Source organism: Amycolatopsis sp. NPDC004625 (assembly GCF_040609695.1).
Classification (GTDB): domain Bacteria; phylum Actinomycetota; class Actinomycetes; order Mycobacteriales; family Pseudonocardiaceae; genus Amycolatopsis.
This window is the reverse complement of the sequence record NZ_JBEXKX010000074.1, coordinates 1-17,010: the sequence shown is the minus strand read 5'-3', so window position 1 is coordinate 17,010 and position 17,010 is coordinate 1. Positions and strand designations below refer to the sequence as shown.

Sequence of the window (17,010 nt, the reverse complement as noted above, 5' to 3'; positions counted from 1 at the left end):
AAATTGTCCGGAATGTGCCAATCTTCACCTTGTTGGACCAGCTGTTGACTCATTGCCAAGGGGTTTGGCGAAGTTGGGTGACGTCGCACGTGATTGAACGTTTGTTCCTGGCTTGCTGCCCATTGATGCTCTCGGCGGCGCGGGTCGTAACGACGTCGTCACCGGGTTTTCGGGTAGCGCGACGGCGTCGTGCCCAGGTACCGCTTGAAATGCCTGGTCAGATGGGCCTGATCCGAGAACCCCGCCGCCGCCGCGACCTCGGCCGCCGGAGCTCCGTCGAGCAGGAGGCGGCGGGCCTGGTCGACGCGCCGGCCCGTCAGGTAGCGGTGCGGTGGCAGGCCGAAGCGCGCTCCGAAGCAGCGGACCAGGTACGCCGGGTGCGCGCCCAGCGTCTCGCCCGCTTCGGCCAGCGTCAGCGCCTCCGGCAGGCGCGCGTCCAGGAGGTCGCGAAGGTCGTCGGCGAGGCCGCGCTTCGGTGGGTGCGACGCCGGGCGGCCCAGGTGGGTGCGCAGGCGGTCGGCCACCAGCACCAGCCTGCTCTCGGCCTCGAGCGCGTCACCCGGTTCGGTGAGGGACTCGTGGAGCTGGTGGATCCGGGTGCGCAGCAGGCCGTCGGCGACGCTGGGGCGGTCGACCGCCGCGCCGATCAGGTCCTCGCCCAGCACCGACGTGTCCAGGTACAGCACGCGCTTGCGGAAGCCGTGGCTGGTTGCGGCGCGGCCGTCGTGGGCCACGTTCGGCGGCAGCAGCGTCACCGCCGGGCCGAGCGCGCCGTGGTGGTGGCGGTCGAGGTCGTAGCGGATGACGCCGTCGTCGACGATCAGCAGCGTCCACGTGTCGTGCGTGTGCAGCGGGTAGGCGTGCGTGGTGAAGCGCGCGTGGAAGACCTCGGCGATCCCCGGGACCGCCGGTCGCCAGGCCTCGACGTCCGCCATGTCAAGAACGTACAAGACGCGGACACCGGGCCCGGGCGATCGTGACCGGCATGAGTTCCTTCGACACGAAGATCGCCGTCCTGCTCCGCGACGACCTGGCGTCCTGGCAGCGGCTGAACGTCACGGCGTTCCTGGTCAGCGGCATCGCCCACGTGACGCCCGAGCTGATGGGCGAGCCCTACGCCGACGCCGACGGCACCGGGTACCTGCCGATGTTCGGCCAGCCCGTGCTGGTCTTTTCCGGCACCGCGGACGTCCTGACCGCGGCGCACACGCGCGCCCTCGGCCGTGGGCTGCGGTTCTCGATCTTCACCGACGAGCTGTTCCACACCGGCAACGACGTCGACAACCGGGCGGCCGTGCGCGCGGTGCCGGGGGAGAAGCTGGCCCTGGCCGGGCTGGCGGTGCACGGGCCGAAGAACGCCGTGGACAAGATCCTCAAGGGCGCGTCACTGCACCGGTGAGCTCGCGTGGACCAGGAAGACGCTGCGGACCCGGTCGCCGCCGTCGACGGTGAAGGTCTGTGCCGACACGTCGACGAAGCCGTGCGCCAGTGCCGCCGCCTCGGCTTCGCCGGTCGGGAACGTGAGGTCCTTCGGCACGAACTCGGCGAACGGACCCGACGGCCGGAACCGCGTCCCCGACACCACCGAGAACGCCAGTCGCCCGCCCGGTTTCAGCACGCGCAGCCAGTCCGCGAACGCGACCGCCCCCAGGAAGTGCAGCGAAGACGCGCACAGCACGACGTCGGCCGAGTGGTCGGCGGCCGGCATCGGCACCGCCGGGCCGACGCGCCACTCGATGCGGCCGTCCGGGTCCTGCGCCGGTGCCTTGGCCTCGGCCCGCGCGACCATGGCCGGCGACAAGTCGACAGCCAGCACGCGCGCCGGCTTCAGCCGCAACGCCGCGTACGCCGCGAAGCCCGTCCCCGTGGCGACGTCCAAGACGAGTCCGGGAGCGGACGGCAGCGGCTCGACCAGCGCGGAGGCCACCGAGGCGTGGAACGTGTCGTCGTCGTAGTGCTCGGCTGTGCCGTCGAAGAACGCGGCCCGGGATTCGTCGCTCACGAACCCAACCTAGCCAGCGTGGCGAGGGGTTTTCAGTGGACGGCGACCCGCGAACCCCAGGTCGGCGCGGTGGTACCAGCCGAGCTCGTGATCGCCTTCGAGCCAGCACAGGAGCACGTCGGTGCCGTCGAGTTCGGCCGGGAAGTCGACCAGCAGCGGCGCGAACCCCTTGAGCACGGCGCCGGTGCGCTGGACCGTCGTCATCAGGTCGTCGAGGCGGGCCTGGGCGGCCTTCCACTCGGGCAGCCCGCCGAGCTCGGTGGCCCGGCCGCCCGGGCGCAGCGACGCCGCGAGCTCGGCCGCGTCGGCGCGGACGCGGACCAGTTCGTCGAGGACCGGCCGCAGGCGCGCCAGTTCGTCGCGTGCTTCCGAGACGGTGAACAGCCCCATCCGCCGATGATGCCACCGGCGTGCGTCACCCTTCGCGCCGCCGCCGGACCAGTGCGCCGGCCAGCCCGCTCCCGACCAGCAGGAAACCCACGCCGAGCAGGCCGCCGATGAACAGGAAGTCCATGACGCCGTACGCGATGTCGCTCTTCGGCATCAGGTTGACCAGCTTGAACCCCCACTCCGGCACGGCCATCGCGGCCAGCCCGGGCAGCACGCCGTAGATCAGCCCGCCGAGGATCGGGCCGGCCGCCGACAGCGCGCCGAGCGCGGCGACGACCAGGAGCAGGATGGCCCCGCCGGCCAGCAGCGCGATGCCCAGCGGGTCGCGGTTGGTGCTCAGGGTGGCCTGGATCAGCTGCTGCTGGCGCAGCCCGCCCCAGCTCAGCAGGCCCAGGGCGACCGGCGTCAGCACGAGCCCGCCGAGCGCGCTGACCACGTGCGCGGCGCCCCGGCGCGGCCGCTCGTCGAGCGCGTCGGCGGGGTCGTCGGGGTCCTGGTAGTCGTTCTCGTAGTCGTCTTCGTAGCCGGCGTACCGATGGGTCGACACGGCCTCACCTCCCGCAAGGATTCACGGGTGGCATCGTGCCCTGGTTCACCGCCGGGCACCACGGTCGCTCGGCGAGCGGTCGGATCGGCTGACCGGCGGGTTCGTCGCCCGGTGATCCGCGCCACAAAGGGCGGGTGGAGACTTGATGCCGACCACTACTTGAACCATCCAGGTGCGTCAAGCAGTACGCTTGTACCGCTACCGGCGAGACGTATCGAAGAACGCGAAGATCCGCGGAAGGAGCACCGCTGCTCATGGCCAAGATCAAGGTCCAGGGCACCGTCGTCGAACTCGACGGCGATGAGATGACCCGCATCATCTGGCAGTTCATCAAGGACAAGCTGATCCACCCGTACCTGGACGTGAACCTGGACTACTACGACCTGGGTATCGAGGAGCGGGACCGCACCGACGACCAGGTCACGGTCGACTCCGCGAACGCGATCAAGAAGCACGGCGTCGGCGTCAAGTGCGCCACGATCACCCCGGACGAGGCGCGCGTCGAAGAGTTCGGCCTCAAGAAGATGTGGCTGTCCCCGAACGGGACGATCCGCAACATCCTCGGCGGCGTGATCTTCCGCGAGCCGATCGTCATCCAGAACATCCCGCGCCTGGTGCCGACGTGGACCAAGCCGATCATCATCGGCCGCCACGCCCACGGTGACCAGTACAAGGCGACCAACTTCAAGGTCCCCGGCCCGGGCAAGCTGACCGTCAGCTACACCCCGGACGACGGCTCCGAGCCGATGGAGTTCCAGGTCGCGCAGTTCCCCGAGGGCGGCGGCGTCGCCATGGGGATGTACAACTTCAAGAAGTCCATCGAGGACTTCGCGCGCGCGTCGCTGCAGTACGGCCTCGACCGCGGCCTGCCGGTCTACCTCTCCACCAAGAACACGATCCTGAAGGCCTACGACGGCCAGTTCAAGGACGTGTTCGAGGAGATCTTCCAGGCCGAGTTCAAGGCCGACTTCGACGCCAAGGGCATCTCCTACGAGCACCGCCTGATCGACGACATGGTCGCCGCGGCGATGAAGTGGGAGGGCGGCTACGTCTGGGCGTGCAAGAACTACGACGGTGACGTCCAGTCCGACACGGTCGCGCAGGGCTTCGGCTCGCTCGGCCTGATGACGTCGGTGCTGCGCACGCCGGACGGCCGGACGGTCGAGGCCGAGGCCGCGCACGGCACGGTCACCCGGCACTACCGCCAGCACCAGCAGGGCAAGCCGACCTCGACGAACCCGATCGCGTCGATCTACGCCTGGACGCGCGGCCTCGAGCACCGCGGCAAGCTGGACGGCAACCAGGAGCTGATCGGCTTCGCGAACAAGCTGGAGCAGGTCGTCGTCGAGACGGTCGAGGCCGGTCAGATGACCAAGGACCTCGCGCTGCTCATCAGCAAGGACCAGCCGTTCCAGACGACCGAGGAGTTCCTCGCGACGCTGGACGACAACCTGGCGAAGAAGATCGCCCAGGGCTGAGTTTTCCTGGTGAAAGCCCCCTTCCCGGTCCGCCGGGGAGGGGGCTTTCGCTTGATCACGGCGCGTCACCTTCCGCGCGCGCCGCTGGCGCCTCCGGGTGGTTGCTGCGTCCGGCGCTGTCCGTCCGGGTAAAGGATTGCCTACCCTTGGCGTGGGGCCGGGGTTCGCGGGTTGGAGGAAAGCATGTCGAAGAAGACTCTGCTCATCTTGGGCGCGCTCGTCCTGGTCGTCATCGTGTACGCCATGAACACGGGCAAGCAGGCTTCGGGCGCTTCGGCCACCGGCTGCAAGGTGACGGTGACCGCGGACGTCCTGAACGCCCGCGAGTCGGCGGACGGCAACGCCAAGGTCGTCGGGAAGTACCTGCGTGACGCCCAGTTCGACGCGATGCCGGGCGTCCAGAACGGCTTCCGCAAGGTGGCCGACGACAAGTGGGTGGCCGCGGCCTTCACCCAGCCCGTCGCCGGCTCCACCTGCTAGACGCCCAGCAGATCGGCCGCGAGCGTCACGACGCCGAACGCCGCGGCGGACAGGCCGAGCGTCCTGGCGCGTTTCGGGTCGCGTTTCGCCGCGGCGCGCCAGTAGAGGCCGATGCCGACGGCCAGCATCAGCAGTTCGACGACGGCCGAGACGGCGGGCAGCCGCCAGAGCCCGAAGCCGAACGTCGGCAGGTCGCCGGCGTTGCCGGGCAGGATCGGCAGGTCGGCGCGGTGCACGACGAGGTCGAGCAGCCAGTGCGAGAACACGACACCGGCGAGGACCAGGCCGGCTTCGCGGCCGAGCCACCTGCTCGCGACGAGGCCGAACAGCGCGGCCAGCACGAGCGCGCCGACGAGAGAGTGCGTGTAGTCGGCGTGGATGACGCCACCGCCGTAGCCTTCGCCGTCGACCGTCTCGATGCCGCTGAGGTAGAGCGGCACGAAGACGACGTCGAGCCACGCGGTGGCGAGCATGAGCGTCCAGACGGGGACGGCGGGCCGGCCGGCCTTGACGGCGGCGGCGAGCCCGAAGTGCCCGGCGATCACCGGCGGGCCTCCGTCCAGGGGAAGCGGGCGTCGAGGACGCCGAGCCCGACGGTGAAGAGGAGTACGGCGAGAAGGAAGCTCATTTCTGCTCCGAGTAGTTCGTGAGGCCCTGGACGAGCATGGTTTTGAGGACTTCGAAGCTTTCGTCGACGTCCTCGGGGCGGCCGAAGCCGCCGGACGCTTCGAGGCCGGCGAAGCCGTGAACGGCGGCGCGGAGGCACCGGGTCGCGTGCACGGCCTGGGCGTGGTCGAAGCCGAAAGGGCGTAGCACGGCGAAGACGACCTCGGCGACGGCGTGGGTGGCCTGGCTGAGTTCGTCGTCGGCACGGTCCGGGGCGGCGGTGAGGGCCCCGGTGCGGTGGGGGTGTTTCTGCAGGTAGTCGCGGTAGGCGTCGGCGAGGGCGCCGACGGCGGTCCCGCGTTCGCGCCCGGTGGCGGCGGTGCGGAGGGCGTCGGCCATTTCGCGGACGACCCGCAGGTCGATGAGCCGCTTGAGGTCGGCGAGGTTCTTGACGTGCTTGTAGAGCGAGGGAGCGGCGACGCCGGCGCGTTCGGCGACCTTGGCGAGGGTGAGCTCGGCCGGGCCGCCTTCGTCGACGATGGCGATGGCGAGGGTGACCACGGCGTCGGTGGTCAGGCCGGCTCTAGGGGACATGGCGGCTACTCTTCATAGCTTTAAAGCTATTGCTCGTAGCTTCTGGTGGCAAGGGCCGGTTTTTGTCGGTGGTGGGTGCTAGAACTGATCAGGTCGAAAACCGCAGGTGGCGGCGTGGGTCGCCAGGGAGGGAGGAACGTCCGGGGGCGGGCGACAACTGAATGCGGCAGGGCTGGTTTCGGTGGGTCCGCGGGGTCTCCAGGGGGAGTCTCGCGGGCTGGGGCCGGGATTGGAGTCGGTCGGGGTCGAGGCTGGGGACCGTGCTCGGACGGGGGTCGGAGCACGGGGGCCGAGATCCTGTGCGGTGGCTGTCGGGTGGCCGGGGTGGCGTTCGGGCTGGGGAGCCCGGCGTCGGTCAGGTCCTGGGATGGCTGCTGGGCTGCGGAGCCGGGCTGCTGGTCGGGGAATCGGGACCCGAGGCGTGCGTTGGCGGGCCGGATCCGCCGGGCCCGGGGTGAGCCGCGGCCGGGGGACTTGAGCCGCCGGGTTGGAGCCGAGGCGTGCGTTGGCGGGCCGAAGCCGCCGCTGCGTCGGGTGACCGCGGCCGGGGCTTGAGCCGCCGGGTTGGGGAACCCGGCGGCCGGGCTCAGAGCTCGAGGACCAGGTCCTCGTCCGCGACCAGCACCTCTCCGCCGAACTCGGCGCGGGCCTCCTCGGCTGCCGCCGCTCGGTTCGTTCCGGGCCAGAAGTGGGTCAGGAGCAGGCGGTGCGCTCCCGCCTCCGCTGCCCACCGGCCCGCCTCGGCCGCCGTCATCAGGTACCGGGGCTCGCCCTCCGGTGGCGGGGTGCGGAGGGTGGCGTCGCAGATGAACAGGTCTGCCTCGCGGCCGAGTTCGGCCAGCAGCGGGGACGGTCCCGTGTCGCCCGTGTACGCCACCGTGAGTCCGGGCGCGCTCAGGCGCACGCCGAAGTTCGGCTGGTGGTGCGGCAGCGCGTACGACGTCAGGCGGAACGGCCCCACTTCGGCCGGCTCGCCGAGGTCGTGCACGTCGAACAGGGTCGCCGGGTGCGGGCGTGGCTCCATCGCCTCGAGCCGGCGGAGGGTGCCCGGCGTGCAGTGCAGCGGCAGCCGGGCCGTGGGGGTCTCGGCCTGGGTCGTGTAGTGCCATGCCCGCCCGAGGGCGCTGACGTCGGCGCAGTGGTCCGGATGCTCGTGCGTCACGACCACCGCGTCCGGCAACCGGCCGTGCGAGAACAACCGCGACGCGGCCCCGTACCCGAGGTCGAGCACGACGCGGAAGCCGTTGTGCGCCAACAGGAATCCGGCGCACGCCCGCCCGGGCTCCGGCCACGCACCGCAACTGCCGAGCACGGTCAGCCGACTCTCCCCAGCACCCATGGGCGGCAGTCTGGCAGAACGGGCACCACCGGCGGCAGGTAGCGTGCACTGCGTGCTGACCGTCTCCACCGTGAACGTCAACGGGCTCCGTGCCGCCGCCAAAAAGGGCTTCGTCGAGTGGCTCGCCGCCACCGGCGCCGATGTCGTCGCCTGCCAAGAGGTGCGGGCCGAGGCCAGTCAGCTGCCCGCCGCCGTCGTCGAACCCGATGGCTGGTTCTCCGTGCACGCCCCGTCCGCGCTCAAGGGGCGCAACGGTGTTGCCGTCTACAGCCGCGTCGAGCCCGAGGAGGTCCGGGTCGGCTTCGGGGAACCCGAGTTCGAGGATTCCGGGCGGTACCTCGAAGTCCACCTGCCGAACGTCGTCGTCGCGAGCCTCTACCTGCCCAGCGGGGACGTCGGCACCGAACGGCAGGACGAAAAGGAACGCTTCATGGCCGCGTTCCTGCCCTACCTCGTCGAGCTGCGGGCGAAGGCGGCCGCGAGCGGGCGGGAGGCCGTCGTCGTCGGGGACTGGAACATCGCCTACGACACCGTCGACCTCAAGAACTGGCGCGGCAACCGCAAGAACTCCGGCTTCCTGCCCGAGGAACGCGCCTGGCTCGGCCGCGTCTACACCGAGGCCGGTTTCACCGACGTCCAGCGCCGGCTCGACCCCGAGGGCCCCGGGCCCTACACCTGGTGGTCCTACCGCGGGCAGGCCTTCGACAACGACTCCGGCTGGCGCATCGACTGCCAGCTCGCGACACCCGGCCTCGCCGAGAAGGTCGTCGACGTCGTCGTCGAACGGGCCGCCGCCTACGACCAGCGGTGGTCCGACCACGCTCCCGTCACCGCCACCTACGACATCGACTTCCCTCGCTGACACGCGAAAAGGGCCTCCCCGAACCGGGAAGGCCCTTCTCGCCGCGCCCGGCTCAGCAGGACAGGTTGCCGCCCGTCGGAACCCCGAGGATCCCCGCGAACCGCGTGTACAGGTCGATCCGGCTCTGGACCTGCGCCGGGTTGCCGCCGTTGCACTCCAGGGAACCGTTGATGCTGCGGATGGTCTCGCCGAACCCGCGGCCGTTCACCATCGCGTCGTGCGGCGTCATCGTGCCCGGGCCGCTCTGGGTGTTCCAGTACCAGAGCCCGGTCTTCCACGCGACCGCCGCGTCCTGCTCGACCAGGTACGGGTTGCCCAGCAGGTCGATGCCGAGGCTGTCGCCCGCCGCCTTGTAGTTGAAGTTCCAGCTCAGCTGGATCGGGCCGCGGCCGTAGTAGGCAGCGGTCCCGGCCGGGCAGCCATAGGGCTGGCTCGTGTCGCAGTAGTGCGGGTAGTTCGCCGTGTTCTGCTCGACGACGTACACCAGGCCGCCGGTTTCGTGGCTGACGTTGGCCAGGAACGCCGCGGCCTCCTGCTTCTTCACCGTGTCGTCGCCGGTGGTGGCGAAGCCCGGGTACGCCGAGAGCGCCGCGGTGAGGCCGCTGTAGGTGTAGAAGGCGTTCCGGCCCGGGAACATCTGCTCGAACTGCGCTTCGCCGACCACGAAGGTCGCGGCCGACGCGGTGGGTGCGACCAGCACGGCGGCCGCGGCGAGCGCGCCCATCGCCACTCCGGCGCGCTTCAGGAAGCGGGAAATCGACATCGGGAACTCCTCTGGTTGACGCCGGCCGTGCGCGGTCCGGCCGGGCCGAAGGGTTACTCCAAGAGGTATAGACCAATCACTATCCGGTGAAAAGTTTTCCGACCAGGAGGCCGCGATCGGAGTAACGTCCGCTGCGGCGAATGTCGCAGCGTGAGCGAATGCTGCGGAGATCGGGTGACACCCGATCGGACACCCTCCGGTCACGCTCTACTTCGGGTAGTAGTGGATCCACTCGGACGAGTGATCGAAGTGAACCGCGGGGGCGCCTCGGGCGTATTACCGAATGAGCGCTACTCTCGCTTCCGAGTTGATCAGTACCGGCAGGTCTTGACACGCTCGGTAGTTTTCTGACCAGTAGCATGCAGCGTCTCACTCGGATGGGTGAGCGTTTCGCTCATCACTCGCGGGAGGCACTCCGGTGCGCAACCCAGGTCGAACCCTGTTGCGGTCCACGCTGCGCGGTTTCCGCGCGGCCGTAGTGGTCGCGCTGATCCCGGCGGGCCTGCTCCTGGCCGGCGGCGGCAGCGCGTTCGCCGCGGTCACGACGACCGCGCAGGCCGACACCAACGCCGAGACCTTCGGCCTGCTCGGCCCGGTCGGGCTGGTCGCGGTCGCGCTCGGCATCGTCGGCATGACGCTCGGTGTGCTGCGGCAGCGCCGCAAGGCCCGGGTCGCCGAAGCCGCCCCGGCCCTGCCGGAGGAGAAGGACCCGGTGACCGCAATGGCCGAAGCCGTCCTCGGCGAGCCCGAGGCGACGCCGACCCGCCCGTTCCTCACCCCGCGTCCGCACGCCTGAGGGCCCTCCGCGCCCGCCGCTCGGCTCGGCCTGGAAGAATCCCGGCGTGGCCGAAGAGCAGACCGTCGCAGCAGAGCGCCGTCCGCGGGTTCTGTCCGGGATCCAGCCGACCGCCGACTCGTTCCACCTCGGCAACTACCTCGGCGCCCTGCGTCAGTGGGTGAAGCTGCAGGACACGCACGAGACCTTCTACAGCGTCGTCGACCTGCATGCGATCACCGTCGAGCAGGATCCGAAGGTGCTGCGCCAGCGCACCCGCGTCTCGGCCGCGCAGCTGCTCGCCATCGGCATCGACCCGCAGCGCAGCGCCCTGTTCGTGCAGAGCCACGTTCCGGAGCACGCCCAGCTCAGCTGGGTCCTCGAATGCCAGACCGGCTTCGGCGAGGCCGGCCGGATGACGCAGTTCAAGGACAAGTCCGCGAAGCAGGGCTCCGACCGCTCCAGCGTCGGCCTGTTCACCTACCCGGTCCTGCAGGCCGCCGACATCCTGCTCTACCAGGCCGACGCCGTCCCGGTCGGCGAGGACCAGCGGCAGCACCTGGAGCTGACGCGCGACCTCGCGCAGCGCTTCAACAACCGGCTGGGCAAGACGTTCGTGGTGCCCGAGCCGTACATCATCAAGGACACCGCGAAGATCTACGACCTGCAGGAACCGACGGCCAAGATGAGCAAGTCGGCGTCGAACGTCAACGGCATCATCGAGCTGCTCGAGGACCCGAAGCGCTCGGCGAAGAAGATCCGCTCGGCGGTCACCGACACCGGCCGCGAGGTCAGGTTCGACGCCGAGAACAAGGCTGGCGTCTCGAACCTGCTGACCATCTACTCGGCCCTGACCGACCGCTCGATCGCGGACCTCGAAGCGGCGTACGAGGGCAAGGGCTACGGCGACCTGAAGAAGGACCTCGGCGAGGTTTTCGTCGAATGGGTGACGCCGATCCAGGACCGCGCCAAGTCCTATTTGGACGATGCGGCGGAACTGGACAAGGTCCTCGCCGCGGGTGCCGAACGCGCGCGCGAAGTGGCGTCGAAGACGCTGGCCCGGACCTACCAGCGGATCGGGTTCCTGCCGCCGGTGCGGTGAGGCCCTCCCTCACGTGAGCCGCTCGCGTTGCGGGGTGCACACCCCGTGGTTAGCGTTTTCACGGTGGCGAACGAAGAGAAGGAAAAGCTGCTTCCGCGGTTGAAGCGGAAGTACCCGTGGCTCGACCACCTGATCCGGGCCAACGACGCCTTCACCGAGCGGTACGGCAACCACTACGCCGCCGCCATCACCTACTTCAGCGTGCTCTCGGTCATCCCGATCCTGATGGTCGCCTTCGCCGTGGTCGGGCTGGCCGTCGGCAACGACCCGGACATCATCAGGCAGATCCGCGACGGCATCCAGCACTCGGTGCCGAGCGGCCTGCAGACCCTGGTCACCGGCATCGTCGACGCCGCGCTCAAGTCCGGCAGCGGGATCGGGATCTTCGGTCTGCTCATCGCGCTCTACTCCGGCATCGGCTGGATGGCCAACCTCCGCGACGCGCTCACCGCGCAGTGGGGCCAGGAGAAGCAGCCGCAGCCGTTCGTCAAGCAGACGGCGAAGGACTTCGTCGCCCTGATCGGGCTCGGCGTCGCGCTCATCGTGTCGTTCGCGCTGACCGCGATCGGCGGCGGTGTCGGGCGCTTCCTGCTCAAGCTGGTCGACCTCGACCAGGCCGCCTGGGCGAACTTCCTGCTCCGGGTGGCGACGATCGTGCTCGGCCTGCTCGCCAACACCCTCGTCTTCCTCTGGGTGATCGCCCGCCTGCCCCGCGAGCGCGTCGCGCTGCGCAGTGCCGTGAAGGGGGCCGTGTTCGCCTCCGTCGGGTTCGTCATCCTGCAGCAGGCGGCCACCTTCTACCTCGCCAGCGTGACGAACTCGCCCTCGTTCGCGCTGTTCGGGCCGGTCATCGGCCTGCTGGTGTTCGCCAACCTCGTCTCGCGCTTCCTCCTGCTCGTCACGGCGTGGACCGCGACGGCGAAGGAGAACCAGCGCACGGTCATCGAGCCCCCGCCGCCCGTGCGGCTCGAACAGCGGGTCACCGTGCAGCGGGGGCCCGGGTTGGGGGCGGTCGCCGGCGCGTTCAGTGCCGGAGCGTTGCTCGCCTGGCTGGGCCGTCGCCGGTCTTGACAGCGGAGCGGCCAGTAAAGAAACTGAACCGGTAAGAAATCCGAACCGGAGGGGTTTCGTGCTGCTGGACGCCGCCCGCGAGTGTGCCGACCTCGCCAAGACGCTCGCCCCGGTCACCGAGCGGGAGCGCGCGCTGCCGGCCGAGCTCGTCACGAAGCTCACCGACGCGCAGCTGTTCCGCACCGGCGTCCCCGGCTACCTCGGCGGCCCGGAAGCGCCGCCCGCCGTCAGCCTCGAGACGGCCGAGACGATCGCGCGCGGGGACGCCTCGGCCGGCTGGTGCGTCTCGATCGCCGTGACGAGCAGCCTGCTGTCCGCCTACGCGCCGCGCAAGTGCGCGGACGAGGTATTCGGCGACCCGCGCACGGTCGCCGCCGGTGTCTGGGCGCCCCGCGGCACCGGCCGCCGGGCCGACGGCGGGTACGTCGTGACCGGCCGCTGGTCCTTCTGCAGCGGAATTCCGCACGCCGACTGGCTCTTCGCCGGGTTCGTGCACGAAAACGCGCTTTACGTCGCCGCGCTGCCGAAAGCCGAGATCGCCGTGCTCGACACCTGGCAGACGAACGGCCTGCGCGGCACCGGCAGCCACGACTGCGTCGCCGACGAGCTGTTCGTCCCCGAACACCGCGTCTTCTCGGTCATGGGCGGCCCGCCGCCGGAAGCCGTTGCCCTGCACCGGTTCCCGCTGTTCGGCTTCTTCGCGCTGTCGGTCGCGGCGGCCGCGCTGGGCAACGCCCGCGGCGCGATCGACGACCTCGTCGAGCTCGCCTCGACGCGCAAGCCGCTCGGCTCCAGCCGATCGCTGGCCGAGCGCTCGGCGACGCAGGCCGCCGTCGCGGAGGCCGAGGCGGCCCTGCGCGCGGCACGGCTGCTCTTCTACACGAGCATCGACGACGCCTGGCAGGCCGCGCAGGGCACCGATCCGGTGCCGGACGCGCTCAAGCTCGGCCTCCGGCTGGCCGCCACGCACGTCACGCGCACCGCCGCGAAGGTCGCCGAAAGCATGTACGACCTGGGCGGCGGCGCGGCGATCTACGAGACTTCGCCGCTGCAGCGCCGGTTCCGCGACGCGCACACGGCGACCGCCCACTTCCAGGTGAACCCGGCCAGCTACGAGCTGCCCGGCAAGCTGCTGCTCGGCGTCCCGGCCCGCACGGAGCAGCTGTGAACGAGCTGGCGCACCGGTTCACCGCGGACTCGGTCGGCCGCGCGCTCGACCTGGTCGGCGAGCGGTGGAGCCTGCTCATCCTGCGGGAGTCGTTCTTCGGCGTCCGCCGCTACGGCGAGTTCGCGCGCAACCTGTCGATCCCGCGCCCCACGTTGTCCGCCCGGCTCAAGACCCTCGTCGACGCCGGGGTGCTCGAACGCGTCGATCCCGTGCCGGAGTACGTGCTGACCCCGGCCGGGCGCGACCTCTTCGGCGCCGTCGTCACGCTCATGCAGTGGGGCGACCGGCACCTCGCCGGGCCCGAGGGGCCGCCGATCCGGCTGCGGCACAAGGACTGCGGCGAGCTCACCGACGTCGTCGTGGCCTGCCGGCACTGCGGTGGCGAGGTCACCACCGGCCGGGTGACGCCGGAGCCGGGCCCCGGGTTCCGCTAGCGCGTGGCCTTCTTGCGCTGGTGGCCGACCACGAACCCGCCGACGATGATCAGGAACACCACCAGCGTGATGATCCAGCCGGTGACGCCGAACGGGTCGTCCTTCGCGGCCGCCGCGGACGTGCCGCTGTTGCCGGTGCCGCCGTCCGCCGCCACCGAAGGGTCGCCGTTGGCCGCCGTCGCCGCCGGGGCCTGGTAGGTGATCCGGCCGACCGGCGCCGCGCGGTCTTCTTCCAGCGCGAAGCCGTAGTCGAGCAGCTTCGCCGCCTGGTCGACCACCTTGGTCGGCTTCTGCTCGGCGCGCAGCATGACGACGGCGAGCCGCTTGCCCTGCCGCTGCGCCGCACCGACGTAGGTGTGGCGGGCGTCGTCGGTGAAGCCGGTCTTGCCGCCGAGGAAGCCGGGGTAGACGCCGAGCAGCTTGTTGTCGTTGAAGATCGGGATGGCGGGCTTGCCGCCGGCCGCCGGGATCTCGAAGTTCTTCGTCGCGACGACGCTCGCGAACTCCGGCTGCTTCATCGCGTAGTGGAAGATCAGGCTGAGGTCGTAGGCCGAGGTCGACATGCCCGGCCCGTCCAGGCCCGACGGCGTCGCGGCGCGCGTGTCGAGCGCGCCGATCTTCGCGGCCGTCGCGTTCATCTTCGCCACCGTGGTATCCACGCCGCCGAGCGCCGTGGCGAACGCGTGGGCGACGTCGTTGCCCGAGTGCATCAGCAGGCCGTGCAGCAGCTGGTCGACGGTGTACTGGCCGCCGGCGGCGAGGCCGACGCAGGTGCACTCCTGCTCGGCGTCCTCCTTCGTCGCGACGATCACCTGCTGCGGCTGCAGCTGGGTGACGACGACCAGCGCGAGCAGCGTCTTGATCAGCGACGCGGGCCGCTGGCGCGCGTGCGGGTCCTTGGCCGCGACGATCGCGCCGCTGTCGAGGTCCTGCACCACCCACGACGCCGCGGTGTTGCCGTCCGGCGGGTTGAGGGCGCCGTCCGGGGTGATCAGGCCGCATTCGGCCATCCGCGGGCCGCCGACCGGCTGCGCGGGCACGGCCAGCGGCGGCGGGAGCTGCTTGCCCGGCGCCGGCTTCTCCGAGGTGTCGACCGGCGGCGGCGGGGCCTGGTGGTTCGCGCACGGGCCCGGCGGCGGCGCCGCGGCCGCCAGCGCCGGCGTGCTCAGGGCCAGGAGGGCGGCGGAGAGCGTCGTCGCGAAGACCTTGAGCGACCGGGAGACAACGGAGTGCACCCACGCAATCTAGCGCCGCGGCCCGCGTCGCATACTCAGGGGCATGCGCATTTCGCGACGGACCTCGCTGTTCCTGCTGGCCTTCGGCGTGTGGTCCTGGATCATCTGGATCACCTTCGCCAAGAACCTCTGGGAGAGCGACCGCGCCTGGACCCCCGACGGCTCGCCGACGGCGTACTTCGTGGTCCACGCCGTGCTGACGGTCGTGTCGTTCCTGCTCGGCACGGCCATCGGCGTGCTGGGCTGGCGCGGCGTGCGTGCCACTTCGCGGGTTTCCTCCTGACTTTGGTCGGTGGCGCGGCCTCCGGGGCCGGTTTAGGTTGACGCCACTGACCCTGGAGGTGGAATGTCCCGTATACGCCGAATGGCGGCCCCGCTGGTGCTGGCCGTGGGCGGCGGCCTGTTCGCGGCGCCGGCGGCCGAGGCCGCACCGGTCGCCTGCGACACGACGAGCACGCCGTACACCTACGTCGTGACGTACCAGCCGGGCACGCGCGCGTCGGCCGTCGACAAGGAGCTGGCGGCCAAGTGCGGCACGAAGGTCGCGTACTACGCCGAGATCGGCGTGGCGATCGCCAGCTCGCGCAACGCGGACTTCCAGCAGAAGATCGGCGTCTACCGGGCGTACTCGGGCGGCAAGGACGTGGCTTCTTCGTCCGGTGCCGCGGCCCGTTCCCTCGGCGCGGTGAAGACGCTGGAGGACACGCGCTCGACGGCGGCCGCGGGTGACCTCTCGGCCCAGCAGTGGGACATGAAGGCGATCCACGCGCCGGAGGCCAACAAGATCTACCAGGGCAGCCGTTCGGTGACGGTCGGCGTGCTGGACTCGGGCATCGACGCAACGCACCCGGCGCTCCGCAACGCGGTCGACGCGCGGGCGTCGGCGGGCTGCGTGACGGGCGCACCGGACCCGGCCCCGGCATCCTGGGCCCCGACGACCTCGGACCACGGCACGCACGTGGCGGGCACGATCGCGGGCAAGGACCCGGCGGCGGGCTTCACGGGCATCGCCCCCGGCGTGCGCCTGGCCTCGGTGAAGGTGGTCAACGACGCGGGTTACATCTTCCCGGAGTCAGCGGTGTGCGGTTTCGTCTGGGCGGCCGAGCACGGCTTCCCGGTGACGAACAACAGTTACTACATCGACCCGGGAATGTTCTTCTGCTCGCACGAGGCAGGCGACGCGGCAGCGTACGAAGCGGTCCGCCGCGCAATCGAGTTCTCAACCCGCCACGGCGTACTCAACGTGGCAGCGGCGGGCAACTCAGGCTTCGACACGACGGCGCAGACAACGGACCCGAACCGCCCGCACCCGGTGGACAGGTCGTGCGGAATCCTCCCGAAGTCGATCGACGGCGTGGTGAACGTGTCATCGGTGGGTTACGCGGGCACGAAGTCCTCGTTCAGCAACTACGGCGAAATCGCGGTAACAGCCCCAGGCGGCGACTTCTCCCAGACACCACCAGAGGGCGCGGGCCCGGCATGCCCCCTGTCGTCAACGGTGTTCGGCGGTCCGTACGGCTCGAAGTGCGGCACATCGATGGCATCCCCCCACGTGGCCGGAGTGGCAGCGCTGCTGGCGTCGCGCTTCCGCGGCATCCCACCATGGGCATTGTCCCGCATCCTGGAGGGCGAAGCGGACGCGGTGAAGTGCACAACAACGGAGACGGAGTGCACAGGCCCGGCAAAGAACAATTCGTACTACGGCCACGGCCTGGTAAACGCCCTGGACGCAGTCCGCTGACCCAACCAGAACAAAAGGAGCGGGGTGGTCATCCCGTCGCCTGAGGCCGTCAAATCACTTTGAGCCGGGCCCGCAACATGCAGACCGAGTCAGGGGTGACAGCGCGAGGTTGCGGGCCCGGCTCAAAGTGATAAGCCTCAATCAGGCGACGGGATGACCACCCAGCGGCCCACCTCTCCAAGGTGAGATGACAGCGGGTCCCAGGGTCATCCCGGAGCCTGCCTGTCCGGCGAGGACGCTTTTGATTCTGCCGCGGCTTCAAAGATCCGCCGCGGTAGGGCTTTGTCTTTTGCGGTGGCTCAGCTTTGCCGTGGTTTAGCTCTGCCGTGGCTATGTAGCGGGTCCGACCTCCCCCGCCCCTCCGGTGGGATTTTCAGGCGGCGGTCGGGTTTGTCAAGGCGGGAAAGATGCCTTGACAAACCC

20 protein-coding genes are annotated in these 17,010 nt (G+C 70.4%); 11 read left to right on the top strand and 9 right to left on the bottom strand.

The annotated features are described in order from the left end of the window. Positions 1–158: 158 nt before the first annotated feature. Complete coding sequence (locus tag ABZW17_RS43210; protein ID WP_354827676.1) at positions 159–935, bottom strand: AraC family transcriptional regulator; 777 nt, start codon at positions 933–935, stop codon at positions 159–161. A gap of 50 nt (positions 936–985) precedes the next feature. Here ABZW17_RS43210 and ABZW17_RS43205 point away from each other — a divergent pair, with 50 nt between their 5' ends. Next, positions 986–1,399, top strand: a complete 414-nt coding sequence (locus ABZW17_RS43205; RefSeq protein ID WP_354827673.1) for a DUF2000 domain-containing protein — start codon at positions 986–988, stop codon at positions 1,397–1,399. Here ABZW17_RS43205 and ABZW17_RS43200 read toward each other — a convergent pair. From ABZW17_RS43200 to ABZW17_RS43190, 3 genes are read right to left on the bottom strand one after another with little or no spacing between them, the layout of a single operon-like run. Then, positions 1,385–2,002 carry a class I SAM-dependent methyltransferase gene (locus tag ABZW17_RS43200; protein WP_354827670.1) on the bottom strand — a complete coding sequence of 206 codons (618 nt, stop codon included), beginning with the start codon at positions 2,000–2,002 and terminating at the stop codon, positions 1,385–1,387. The genes ABZW17_RS43205 and ABZW17_RS43200 overlap by 15 nt on opposite strands. Positions 2,003–2,011: 9 nt before the next feature. Continuing rightward, on the bottom strand, positions 2,012–2,392 hold the full coding sequence (locus ABZW17_RS43195) for a DUF2203 domain-containing protein (protein WP_354827667.1): 381 nt from the start codon (positions 2,390–2,392) through the stop codon (positions 2,012–2,014). A 25-nt stretch (positions 2,393–2,417) separates the two neighbouring features. Continuing rightward, positions 2,418–2,939 (bottom strand): hypothetical protein, encoded by a 522-nt coding sequence (locus ABZW17_RS43190; protein ID WP_354827665.1) that lies wholly within the window; start codon positions 2,937–2,939, stop codon positions 2,418–2,420. A gap of 254 nt (positions 2,940–3,193) precedes the next feature. On the opposite strand from ABZW17_RS43190, the gene ABZW17_RS43185 reads away from it, so the two are divergent. Together ABZW17_RS43185 and ABZW17_RS43180 are read left to right on the top strand one after the other, a co-directional pair. Then, positions 3,194–4,417: an NADP-dependent isocitrate dehydrogenase gene (locus ABZW17_RS43185; RefSeq protein WP_354827662.1), complete on the top strand. Its 1,224-nt coding sequence runs from the start codon at positions 3,194–3,196 to the stop codon at positions 4,415–4,417. Positions 4,418–4,600: 183 nt separating this feature from the next. Then, positions 4,601–4,897, top strand: coding sequence for an SH3 domain-containing protein (locus ABZW17_RS43180; RefSeq protein ID WP_354827659.1), 297 nt, complete (start codon positions 4,601–4,603; stop codon positions 4,895–4,897). On the opposite strand, the gene ABZW17_RS43175 is transcribed toward ABZW17_RS43180, so the two are convergent. The 3 genes from ABZW17_RS43175 to ABZW17_RS43165 all read right to left on the bottom strand — a co-directional run bounded on the left by ABZW17_RS43175 (position 4,894) and on the right by ABZW17_RS43165 (position 7,436). Continuing rightward, positions 4,894–5,442, bottom strand: coding sequence for a permease (locus ABZW17_RS43175; RefSeq protein WP_354827656.1), 549 nt, complete (start codon positions 5,440–5,442; stop codon positions 4,894–4,896). The two genes, ABZW17_RS43180 and ABZW17_RS43175, sit on opposite strands and share 4 nt — an antisense overlap. A gap of 79 nt (positions 5,443–5,521) precedes the next feature. Beyond that, positions 5,522–6,097, bottom strand: coding sequence for a WHG domain-containing protein (locus ABZW17_RS43170; protein ID WP_354827653.1), 576 nt, complete (start codon positions 6,095–6,097; stop codon positions 5,522–5,524). A gap of 586 nt (positions 6,098–6,683) precedes the next feature. Then, positions 6,684–7,436 (bottom strand): MBL fold metallo-hydrolase, encoded by a 753-nt coding sequence (locus tag ABZW17_RS43165; RefSeq protein WP_354827650.1) that lies wholly within the window; start codon positions 7,434–7,436, stop codon positions 6,684–6,686. A gap of 43 nt (positions 7,437–7,479) precedes the next feature. On the opposite strand from ABZW17_RS43165, the gene ABZW17_RS43160 reads away from it, so the two are divergent. Then, a complete protein-coding gene (locus ABZW17_RS43160) occupies positions 7,480–8,298 on the top strand; it encodes an exodeoxyribonuclease III (RefSeq protein ID WP_354827711.1) in 819 nt (272 codons plus the stop codon). A 52-nt stretch (positions 8,299–8,350) separates the two neighbouring features. On the opposite strand, the gene ABZW17_RS43155 is transcribed toward ABZW17_RS43160, so the two are convergent. Beyond that, a complete protein-coding gene (locus tag ABZW17_RS43155) occupies positions 8,351–9,061 on the bottom strand; it encodes a chitinase (RefSeq protein WP_354827647.1) in 711 nt (236 codons plus the stop codon). Positions 9,062–9,503: 442 nt separating this feature from the next. Here ABZW17_RS43155 and ABZW17_RS43150 point away from each other — a divergent pair, with 442 nt between their 5' ends. From ABZW17_RS43150 to ABZW17_RS43130, 5 genes are all read left to right on the top strand, one after another. Then, positions 9,504–9,857, top strand: a complete 354-nt coding sequence (locus ABZW17_RS43150; protein ID WP_354827645.1) for a hypothetical protein — start codon at positions 9,504–9,506, stop codon at positions 9,855–9,857. A gap of 46 nt (positions 9,858–9,903) precedes the next feature. After that, the gene (trpS, locus tag ABZW17_RS43145; protein ID WP_354827642.1) at positions 9,904–10,938 is read left to right on the top strand and encodes a tryptophan--tRNA ligase; all 1,035 of its coding nucleotides are present in this window, start codon (positions 9,904–9,906) and stop codon (positions 10,936–10,938) included. 63 nt (positions 10,939–11,001) lie between these two features. Beyond that, entirely contained in the window at positions 11,002–12,009 is a 1,008-nt protein-coding gene (yhjD, locus tag ABZW17_RS43140; protein ID WP_354827639.1) for an inner membrane protein YhjD, read from the top strand. A 58-nt stretch (positions 12,010–12,067) separates the two neighbouring features. After that, positions 12,068–13,177: an acyl-CoA dehydrogenase family protein gene (locus tag ABZW17_RS43135; protein WP_354827637.1), complete on the top strand. Its 1,110-nt coding sequence runs from the start codon at positions 12,068–12,070 to the stop codon at positions 13,175–13,177. Continuing rightward, positions 13,174–13,611, top strand: a complete 438-nt coding sequence (locus tag ABZW17_RS43130) for a helix-turn-helix domain-containing protein (RefSeq protein WP_354827635.1) — start codon at positions 13,174–13,176, stop codon at positions 13,609–13,611. The genes ABZW17_RS43135 and ABZW17_RS43130 overlap by 4 nt, the downstream gene beginning before the upstream one ends. On the opposite strand, the gene ABZW17_RS43125 is transcribed toward ABZW17_RS43130, so the two are convergent. Further along, on the bottom strand, positions 13,608–14,846 hold the full coding sequence (locus tag ABZW17_RS43125; protein WP_354827632.1) for a serine hydrolase: 1,239 nt from the start codon (positions 14,844–14,846) through the stop codon (positions 13,608–13,610). The two genes, ABZW17_RS43130 and ABZW17_RS43125, sit on opposite strands and share 4 nt — an antisense overlap. Before the next feature lie 43 nt (positions 14,847–14,889). Between ABZW17_RS43125 and ABZW17_RS43120 the strand changes: the two genes are divergently transcribed. Further along, positions 14,890–15,129, top strand: coding sequence for a hypothetical protein (locus ABZW17_RS43120; protein WP_354827629.1), 240 nt, complete (start codon positions 14,890–14,892; stop codon positions 15,127–15,129). Positions 15,130–15,192: 63 nt separating this feature from the next. After that, the gene (locus ABZW17_RS43115; RefSeq protein ID WP_354827627.1) at positions 15,193–16,587 is read left to right on the top strand and encodes a S8 family serine peptidase; all 1,395 of its coding nucleotides are present in this window, start codon (positions 15,193–15,195) and stop codon (positions 16,585–16,587) included. The last annotated feature ends 423 nt before the right edge of the window (positions 16,588–17,010 follow it).